This is a genomic window from Protofrankia sp. CiP1_Cm_nod3 (assembly GCF_982290655.1).
Window position 1 is genome coordinate 1 of sequence record NZ_CEVIVD010000164.1, and the last position, 9,701, is coordinate 9,701.

General features: G+C 68.6%; 9 protein-coding genes. 3 read left to right on the forward strand and 6 right to left on the reverse strand.

What is annotated here, in order from left to right; all coding sequences use genetic code 11:
* The 5 genes from AC5LUJ_RS21090 to AC5LUJ_RS21110 all read right to left on the reverse strand — a co-directional run.
* The coding region (locus tag AC5LUJ_RS21090; RefSeq protein WP_493465584.1) for a HipA N-terminal domain-containing protein at positions 1-271 on the reverse strand (271 nt) is incomplete at its 3' end.
* A 440-nt stretch (positions 272-711) separates the two neighbouring features.
* Positions 712-1,173 (reverse strand): cupin domain-containing protein, encoded by a 462-nt coding sequence (locus AC5LUJ_RS21095; RefSeq protein WP_493465585.1) that lies wholly within the window; start codon positions 1,171-1,173, stop codon positions 712-714.
* Positions 1,174-1,464: 291 nt separating this feature from the next.
* Complete coding sequence (locus AC5LUJ_RS21100; protein ID WP_250286048.1) at positions 1,465-2,295, reverse strand: helix-turn-helix domain-containing protein; 831 nt, start codon at positions 2,293-2,295, stop codon at positions 1,465-1,467.
* A 518-nt stretch (positions 2,296-2,813) separates the two neighbouring features.
* Entirely contained in the window at positions 2,814-4,085 is a 1,272-nt protein-coding gene (locus AC5LUJ_RS21105) for a Fic family protein (RefSeq protein WP_250286047.1), read from the reverse strand.
* Between the two features lie 15 nt (positions 4,086-4,100).
* Positions 4,101-4,439: a hypothetical protein gene (locus AC5LUJ_RS21110; protein ID WP_250286046.1), complete on the reverse strand. Its 339-nt coding sequence runs from the start codon at positions 4,437-4,439 to the stop codon at positions 4,101-4,103.
* Between the two features lie 202 nt (positions 4,440-4,641).
* Between AC5LUJ_RS21110 and AC5LUJ_RS21115 the strand changes: the two genes are divergently transcribed.
* Entirely contained in the window at positions 4,642-5,763 is a 1,122-nt protein-coding gene (locus AC5LUJ_RS21115) for a hypothetical protein (protein WP_250286045.1), read from the forward strand.
* 36 nt (positions 5,764-5,799) lie between these two features.
* Here the strand turns inward: AC5LUJ_RS21115 and AC5LUJ_RS21120 are convergent, their stop codons facing one another.
* The gene (locus AC5LUJ_RS21120; RefSeq protein WP_250286044.1) at positions 5,800-6,285 is read right to left on the reverse strand and encodes a hypothetical protein; all 486 of its coding nucleotides are present in this window, start codon (positions 6,283-6,285) and stop codon (positions 5,800-5,802) included.
* Between the two features lie 137 nt (positions 6,286-6,422).
* Here AC5LUJ_RS21120 and AC5LUJ_RS21125 point away from each other — a divergent pair, with 137 nt between their 5' ends.
* Positions 6,423-7,022: a hypothetical protein gene (locus AC5LUJ_RS21125; protein ID WP_250286043.1), complete on the forward strand. Its 600-nt coding sequence runs from the start codon at positions 6,423-6,425 to the stop codon at positions 7,020-7,022.
* Positions 7,023-7,134: 112 nt separating this feature from the next.
* Positions 7,135-9,701, forward strand: a 2,567-nt coding sequence (rph, locus tag AC5LUJ_RS21130; RefSeq protein ID WP_250286042.1) for a rifamycin-inactivating phosphotransferase, incomplete at its 3' end; no start/stop codon positions are given.

The following is a 9,701-nucleotide window of genomic DNA, read 5'->3' on the forward strand; positions in this document are numbered from 1 at the left end:
GCTCCTCACGCCTCATGAGGTTCTCACCCCATCGGTCGGGGGCGCTGTCGGCGAACGCGTTGAAGATGGCTGACCCCGGCGGCGTGTGGAAGACGCCGGCGGCCCTGGCCAGCGCCGGGTCGAGGTCGTATCCGGCCGGGCTGGTCAGGTAGGCGTCGGCGTATCGGAACGTGGCGCTCTGTCCGCCGCGGTCGTGAAGCCACAACGTTCCGGCGGCGGTCTCCTGCCCGTCGATCTCGACGGTGACCTCGACAGGATCCCGTCCGGCCATCAGCGCCATACTCGCTTGGGGAGGATCTCGTCCATGAGTAGCCGGCCGACGTCGGTCTCGTACGGGTCGGGATGCAGGGCGATGCTGTGATCACCATCCTACGAACGATCGAGCACCCCGTGCGGGTCTCGTGGCTGTCATCGGGGATACCGATCATGCTGGCGGCCTGGCAACAGGAGCTGGCCGAGGACATTACGTTGGCTGCTCGATAGGCACCTCAGGGTCATGCACGACCGCGCGTACGTCGATGCCATGGCTCACGAGAGCGGGCACGACCAGCCCGGCGAACGTGCCGGTAGCCCCGGTCGCGAGGATCTTCGTCGTTGCTCTCCTTCGGCGGAGGGATCGATCGAGGTCGGAGCGACCACCGGGGTCGTGCGGATAGTCGTCCGCGGCTGTTCCGGGAACGAGATCCTCGCGGTCGGTGTGGACGGTCCGCGTCAGCGGGGCGGTCCGATGACGATGTTGCCGAACTGCTCAGCCGCTTCGGCCATCCGTTCGGGTGAGATCTGGAAGCCGTCGGGTCGCGGGGTGGACCTGTCGCGGCCGGCGTAGCGGAACATGCCCTCAATGCCGGCCGGTGTGTTGATCATCAACAGGTCGGCCTTCCTGGACGTGATCCGGTAGGCGTGCGGTTTGCCCTTGGGGAGGAAGACCACGCCGCCGCCGGTCAGCTCGTACTCGCGGTCGTCGTACCAGACCAGTGCGGTGCCCTTGATCAGCATGAACACCTCGTCTTCGAGGGTGTGCTTGTGATAAGGCGGCGCCTCGCCCTCGCTGACGTCGAACCTGCCCATCATCAGTTGGCCGTCGGTCGCCGCGCCGTCGAGCACCATCGTGAGAGTTCCGCCGTCGAGCCATTCGAGCTGCTGTTGCTGCTGGGCCTGGGCGAGATAGAGCATGCTCACGTCGTTCTCCTTCGCATCGTCGGTGCGACGTCCATCGCGCCCTGACGTCCGTCGCGCCTTCCGGCCCGGAACCGGCACGGCGCGCTACGCGGGCACGGAGCCCTCAGCCGGGTGCGATCTCCGGCATCCGCGTGCGCCGAGCCTCGTGGTGACCACGCCTCGAGCGTAGGGCCCACGCATCCGGAGCGCATTCGCCCGCTTGCTGAAAAGGTGTTCCTTATTGCGGCGCTCGCGCCTCGGTCACGGTCACGGTCAGTCAGAGTCAGTTGTAGTCGGTCACCTTCCCTACATGGCGCGGCTGCGGCGGAACGCCCGAGGTGCCATACCGATCTCGCGGCGGAACGCGGTCGAGAACTGGCTGGCGCTGCTGAACCCGCACTGCTGCGCGATGTCGGTGACGGACAGGTCGCTGTCCTCGAGACGACGCCGCGCCACGTCGATCCTCATCCGGGTGAGAAACCGGCGTGGCGGCAATCCCGTCGAGGCCTGAAAGACGCGCAGGAAGTGGTACGGGCTCAGCCCGGCGCTGCCTGCCATGTCGGCGAGTGACAGGGGCAGGTGAAGGTTGTCCCGCATGAACTCGATCGCCGTCCGGACACGGACGTCCTCCCTCCCGACGCTGACGGGGCCCGGCGATCCAGTCCCGTAGCGGCTGAGCACATGGGCGAGCAGGAAGGCCGCCGAGGTCTCCGCGTACAGCTCGTCGACTCCCGCAGCCATCGCGTGAGTGAGCTCGGTCAGGACGCTGCGCACGACGTGGTCCTCGATCAACACCGGCTCCGCCAAGGTGACCGGCGAGGACCGTCGATGACTCAGCAGGCCGGCGGTACGCGCGAGATCGTCTGCCGGGAGAACCATGACAACGAGCTCGCGCATGCCGCTCCCCGCATGCGTCCACTCATAGCTCAGCGGCACTCCGACTGGGACGATCCACGCCTTCCCCGGCGCGAGCTGGGCGGATCGCCGGGCTACTCCGTCGCGTCGTTGCACGGCCACGCTTCCACGGGTCACGAGCATGATCCGGGAATGGGGCAGGACGCCCGTGTCCGCGCGTCCCGAAGAATCACAGCGCTGAGCGACCCGGACGAGCACCGACACCCAACCGGCATCCCGCACGCTGCACCTTCGGGTCGCACACCACACGTCCTGGTCGAAGCGCTGCGCCAGTTCAGCCGCAGGGAAACGCATCGCCTCCGAAGCCGACGGATCTGCCGTCACGCTGAGCTCCTTGGTTCCCGGCCCTGAAATCACCGTCCACCCGGTCGCCACACGGACCCTGGCCAGGGACAATGCCCGATGACCACGCCGACCGGAACATCATCTACCGAATCGGACGGATGTTCCGTACACCTGGCGGTTCCGGAGGCTCCGGTCCGTCTGGTGACCGCGATCGTGGGGCCGTTCCCCGGCTGAAGCGTAGGTGAACGCGAGGACCTCGTCGTGTCCAGCGGTGGCTTCGACCAACATCTTCGGGGCGTGCGGCCTGGAGCGTCGCCGAACGGCTGTCAGTCAGACCTCGGCTGGCGAGGGAGCGAGCCTTTCCGGTAACGTTCCGCTACGTTATTTAACGATAACGCTGTGCGGCTGAGAACCCGGGATTCCCTTTCACCGTACTCGGGTTCTGGTCGGTGCTGTCAGGGCTGCCGTGGTACCCGCCGCGTCGGCGGGCTGACCAGCGTGTTCCCGTCCGGGCTCGCGAGGCGTCGCTCCAGCAGGGTGAACGCCTCGATCGCGTCGGCCGCCTCGAACGCCCGGTTGCGCCGGCCGACGGTGACCTGCCGGAGCACATCCGCCTCGACGAGTCGGCCCACCGCCTCGTTCGCCGCCTGCACGCTGCGCCCGCTCAGTGCCGCGGCGGAGCGGACGGTGAGCACAGGTGCCGCTGGCAGCACACGCAGCAGGCGGTCGAGCGCGGAGCCCGCCCGCACCGGGCCGACCCGCTGAAACCAGCCGGCCTGAAGCACCGCCATCCGCCGCTCGAAGTCGGCCGCGTCCGCGCATGCCCGACCGCACGCCGCCGCGAACAGCGCGATCCAGGCATCGGTGGCCACCCGTGCGTCCTCGGATGCGGCGGAGCCGACGTAGTGGGTGGCGGACAACGCGGCCAGATACTGGCGCGACCAGGTCGCCAGGATGAGGGAGACGGGCGGGAACACGTCGACCGCGAGGCCACGCCGTCGCAGCACCATATGGATCAGGGCCCGGCCGGTCCGGCCGTTACCGTCGATGAAGGGATGAATCGTTTCGAACTGCGCATGGGCCACAGCGGCCTGGACGACCGCCGGCAGCCCGTCGTCGTCGCAGAACGCGCAAAGGTCCGCCAACAGCTCGGGCACGACCTCGGGCGGTGGTGGTACGAACACCGCCGAGCAGGGGTTGTAGCCGCTGCCGCCGATCCAGTTCTGCACGGTCCGAATCGTGCCGCCGTAATCCGCCAACCGGCTTCCGGCCAGCAGGCGTCGGTGAACCTCCAGCAGTGAGGCGACCGTGATGGGCTGGCCGACACCGACCAGTTCGGACACGCCCGCCATCGCGTCGATGTTGCCCAGCACCTCGGCGGCGGTGACGTCAGTCGCCTTCTCCCCGAGCTCCCGCGCCGCCTCGGCCCGCAGCAGACGGCGACCGCCGACCTCAAGCCCCTCGATACGCGACGAGCCGACCGACTCGGCCCGCAGCAGGATGCGCGCAAGCACCTCGGAGCCCCGCAGGGCGGTTGCCTCCCGGCCCAGCCGGCTGATGGCCACCTCGGCGTCGGCGACGTCGGCCGCCGTCCCCGCGTCCAGCCGGAACTCCCGCCCGACCAGGGGGTCCGGCAGGTAGGCGTCGTAGTCGCAGCCCGACCGGTCACGCCTCGACAACCCGGAATCAAGATCGCTTTCCCAGTGCCGCCGCAGTAGACGAGCCACTTCCACCCTCCATGTTCAAGGTTCCAGAATAACCTTGAACATGGAGACCTCGAAATCAAGATTGCCGAACGCCCGGGAGGAGGCCGCCGGTGGCCGGCCGGCGCGGCCGGCTTCCCGACGGTCGCCGATCGACAGCGGTCCGCCTTCCACTCGCCCATGATCACCAAGGACCGTCGGCGAGCGTCCGGGAGATCGGTTCGATGCTGGCCGCGGGTGGCTGGTCTCGAAACGGGCCAGCCGGGCATGCCGCCGCTTCGCGAGGGGCTTGTTCGCCCACAGCGGACGACAAAAAAGAACGATGAAGTGAAAGAAAAACAAGGAAAAAGGAGAGATAATCAAAAAGGAAACAGCCACTCCTCACTACTTTTAATATATAGCACACCGGAAAGCTTGCGGCAAGGCCCGGGTCGTGCCGCAGAATAGCCGTCCGAGGCCAGAAGCTGCGGAAACGGGAGTCGCGGAATGCGTGTGTTGTTGTCGACGTATGGGTCGCGCGGGGACGTCGAACCGCCGGTGGACGCGTGGTATGGCTGCGGGCGCTGATGGCGTGAACCCCTTGACCACCAGCGCGTTCGGCCTTCCCGACCACCTCGCGGCCAAGGCCGACCCGACGTTGATCGCCGGCAATGGCGAGACCGCGCCGGACCGCTGGGCGCCGATCCTGAACACGCTGGTGGACGCACCCGACGGACCCGTGGCCCGGGCCCTGCGGGATCCGCGGACGGCGGACCTGGCCCGTACCGTCTACCGAGCAGCCGGACCGGCCGAGAGCCCCGCCGAACTCCGCGATCCGGGGCGGTTCCCGTCCCCCGATGCCGTGCGCACCCACCTGGCCTGGCGGTGCTTGCAGGTGGCCTACCCCGGATCAGACAGCCCCACCAGAACCGACAAGAACGACCAGCAGCTCCGTGCGCTGATCTTCCTGGCCCGCCAGCGTGCGTCCGATCGGCGCCTGCCAGGTCTGAGCTGGTGGCACCTGCACCGTACCGTACCGCGCCCAGTCGTCACGCTGTCCGGGCTCGTCTTCGGCATCTCCTTCGGGGTGCTGCTGGGCACAGTGCTGGGCTACCCGATCGGGATCGGGTTCGGCGCCGTCGCAGGCCTTGTCGTGGCGAGGACGTTCCATCAGCTCACCACCAAAGCGCCGGAGACGCCGAGCGTGCTGCTTTTTGGGACGCCGCCGCTACCAGGCTGGCGCGTGGGGCGAGGCGCGCAGGCGCGGGCAGCCGTCATCGATCTCGGAACCCACCCTGCCCGGGCCCTGCTGCACCGGCACCGCCGGTGCACGCTGTTCCTGACCACTCCGCTGGTAACCGGTGTCTGCATTCTCGTCACGGCCGGCGAGGCATACCTCACGGGCTGGGGGCACCCACCCACCGACCCGCTGATCGCTCTGGCCGCCGTGATCTGTTGCGAAATCAGTGCCTGCCTGCCCACCCCATGGGGCATGTTCCTGCTCTCCCGGCACTGGCTCGCCTGGCGCCACGGCCTCCCCCGCGACATCCTCGGCCTTCTCGACGACGCCACCGAACGCGGCATCCTGCTGCGCACCGGCGGGGTATGGCAGTTCCGCCATCCGAGCATCGCGGAATACCTCGCCGCCCCGCCGTGGCCCGACCGACCCACGCTGCCGCTTTCTGACGGGCCCGCGGCGGACATCCCCGGGCTGGGAAGATAACCACCGTCCCAGTTCGGCCCGTCGGCTCGGGCCGTGTCAGGTGCGTCCGCAGGCATCGAGAAGAAGCTCTGCGACGAGATCCAGGTCGTCGGTCGTGAGGTCACTGCCACCCGCGCCGTGTATCCATCGGATGGCCTGATCACGGCGGTGGACGAGCCACAGATCGACGTGCAGGGCGATGTCGGCGGCGGTCGACGAGTCGCAAGCACCGAGCTGGGCCAGCGCTGCCGTGCGCGCCGTGTGGTCGAGCGTGAGCCGGACGACGTCGAGCAGGTCGGTGCCCTGTTTCCGCGTAGAGCGGTTCATCACCGCTTGCAGCTTCATCGCGATGATCGGACCGGGCTCTGCGACGGGCGTCTTCACCTCCACGCGGTCGCCTTCCGACCAGATCACCTCGATGGCGATCTCGGTGGCGGTGTCGTTCGCCCATGCGTGCGCGGACGCGTGGAGACGGTCACCGGGACCGTCGCTCAGCTGGTCGAGCTCTGCCAGTCCGCTGCTGTTCGTGGGCCTGGCTGCCACTGTGGCTGCCAGTTCCGGTGGCCGAGCGGCACGCCCCGATGTGCTTCTCGTGCCCACCGGCAGCGGCATAGGACGTTTTGACCTCCGATACTAAAGATCGGTAGCCTCGCCGGCATCGGACCATGGGGGAGGCGTTCGTGCGTGAGATCGCGACCATCGACCGGCAGCCAGGCAGCGGCACCATCGCCGTGTGGATCACCAGGAGGACAGAGTCGCTGCAGGCACGGCATGTCAATGCCGCCGCCATCGACGAGGCCGGCGATCCCCTCGCGCTCGAGAAGGTTCGATTACTGACGCGCTGCTGTGTCATCCTGGTAACGGAAGGCTCGTTACTGGACGGGCTGCCGATCGAGGGCGAGCCGCTCACCGTAGCGGCTCTCGAGACCCTGGTTGCTGAGACGGAGGGGCATCAGCAGCGGATCCTCGCGGCGCTCGACGCCTACAAGCAGCACACCCGGTCCAAGACCCTGGTCTCGCCAGCGTTCCCCACCAGCCCGAAGGTCGACGGCTTCCCGCCTGTTGAGGACACCCCGAGCAAACGTGCCCTGGCGACCGCGAACTTTGCAGCTTGCGTGTGGACGACCTGGCTTGAGACGGACGAGGAACGGCGCCGACGTACTGTCCGGCCGAAGACGGGTCAGTCACCGTGGATCATGCCCGAGGAGTTGAACAGTCAGACGGTGCCGGACTTCCCACCCGTCTTCGCTGGGCGTCTCCATGAGCAGCCGCTGGTGTGACCGTGCTCCCCTACACCGCCATCGACTTCGAGACCACCAACTCCTACCGGGGCCTGGCTCGACGGCTACCGGGTGCAGTGCAACGGGATACCACTGCCTCGGAGGTGTCGCGGTGAGCGAGCAGCACGTGTTGGGTCTTCAAGAGGTTGACGAGACGCAGGTCGCGGTCGTTGGCGGCAAGGGCGCGCACCTGGGGGCGCTGTCGCGGATCGACGGCATCCGCGTGCCGGCTGGCTTCTGCGTGACGACGGACGCCTTCCGGCGGATCATGGCGGAAGCGCCCTCGATCGACGATCGGCTCGATCAGCTGTCGCGCCTGAACCCGGACGACCGGGAGGCGATCCGCACGCTCAGCGCGGAGATCCGCCGGACCATCGAAGGGATCGCCGTCCCGGGCGATCTCGCGGCGGCGATCACCGGCGCTCTCGCCCAGTGCGGCGAGCACGCCGCCTACGCCGTCCGATCCAGCGCGACGGCGGAGGACCTGCCGACGGCCTCCTTCGCCGGCCAGCAGGACACGTACCTGAACGTCGTGGGGCCGGCGGCGATCCTCTGGCACGTCAGCCGGTGCTGGGCCTCGCTGTTCACCGAGCGGGCCGTGACCTACCGCCAGCGCAACGGCATCGACCACCGTACGGTCCACATGGCCGTGGTCGTGCAGCGGATGGTCTTCCCGCAGGCGGCCGGCATCCTGTTCACAGCCGACCCCGTCACGTCCAACCGGAAGGTCGCCTCCGTGGAGGCCGGCTTCGGCCTCGGCGAGGCCCTGGTCTCCGGCCTGGTGAACCCGGATGTCTTCAAGGTGCGCGACGGCGAGGTCGTCGCCAGGACGGTCGCCGCCAAGCAGCGTGCGGTTCACGCCTCGCCGGCGGGCGGGACGCGGGAGCAGGCGATCGACCCGGAGCGGCAGGAGCAGCCGGCGCTGACGGATGCGCAGGTCGTGCGGCTCGCGCGGCTCGGCCGGCGGATCGAAGCGTACTTCGGCCGCCCGCAGGACATCGAATGGTGCCTGGTCGACGACGGCTTCCAGATCGTCCAGAGCCGGCCGATCACCACGCTGTTCCCCATCCCCGAGTCCGGCGACCGGGAGAACCACGTCTATGTCTCCGTCGGCCATCAGCAGATGATGACCGACCCCATGAAGCCCCTGGGGCTCTCCTTCTGGCAGATGACGACCCCCGCGCCGATGGCTGAGGCCGGCGGCCGCCTGTTCGTCGACGTCACCCAGAGGCTGGCCTCGCCGGCGAGCCGGGCCGGCCTCCTGGAGGCCCTGGGGAGATCCGATCCGCTGCTCGGGGACGCGCTGCGGACCATCCTCGAGCGCGACGGCTTCGTCCGGCCGCTCCCTGACGAGGGTCCCCCCGGGCCACTGTTTGGCGGCGCGCCAGCCCCGATCGAGACCGATCCGGCCATCGTCACCGAGCTGATCGGGCGCAGCGAGGCGTCCATCGCCGCCTCGGAACGCGACATCCGGACGAAGTCCGGCGAGGCGCTGCTCGACTTCATCCGGGCGGACCTCCAGGAGCTGAGACGGATCCTGTTCGATCCGCGGAGCCATCAGGTGTTCATGTCGGCGATAGAGGCCACGTGGTGGCTCAACGAGCGGCTGGAGGCGTGGCTGGGCGAGAAGAACGCGGCGGACACACTCACGCAGTCCGTGCCCCACAACGTCACGTCGGAGATGGGGCTGGCGCTGCTCGACGTCGCGGACGTGATCCGCCCGCATCCGGACGTGGTGGCGTTCCTGCGGCACGTCGAGGACGAGGGTTTCCTGGACGAGCTGCCCAGGCTCGCGGGCGGGACCGAAGCGCGAGCCGCCATCGAGGCCTGGCTCGACAGGTACGGCATGCGCTGCGTCGGCGAGATCGACATCACGCGGCCGCGTTGGAGCGAACGCCCCTCCACGCTCGTCCCCATGATCCTCGGCAACATCAGGAACTTCGAGCGGGGCGAGAGCCGACGACGCTTCGAGCAAGGCCGGCAGGAGGCCTGGAAGAAGGAGCAGGATCTGCTGGAGCGCCTGCGGGGCCTGCCGGACGGGGAGCGCAGAGCCGAAGAGACGAAGCGGATGATCGACCGGGTCCGGACCTTCATCGGGTACCGGGAGTATCCGAAGTACGGGATGATCAGCCGCTACTTCGTGTACAAGCAGGCCTTGTTGGAAGAAGCCGAGCGCCTCGCGCAGGCCCACGTACTCCGCGAGAAGGAGGACATCTTCTACCTCACGTTCCAGGAGCTCCACGACGTCGTGCGCACGAACCGCGTGGATGACCAGCTCATCGGCCGGCGCAAGGACGCGTTCAGGTCGTACCGGGCGCTCACACCGCCCCGGGTGCTCACGTCCGACGGCGAGGGCGTCGTCGGGGCGTACCGACGCGACGATGTGCCGGCCGGCGCGCTGATCGGCCTACCGGTCTGCGCCGGGACCGTCGAAGGGCGGGCCCGCGTCATCCTGGACATGGCACGGGCCGTTCTCGAACCGGGTGACATCCTCGTCACGGCCCACACGGACCCCAGCTGGACGCCCCTCTTTGTCGCCATCGCAGGCCTGGTGACGGAGGTCGGAGGACTGATGACGCACGGCGCGGTGATCGCCCGGGAGTACGGATTGCCGGCCGTCGTCGGTGTGGTGGACGCCACCCGACTGATCCCCGACGGGCAGCGGATCCGCGTGCGCGG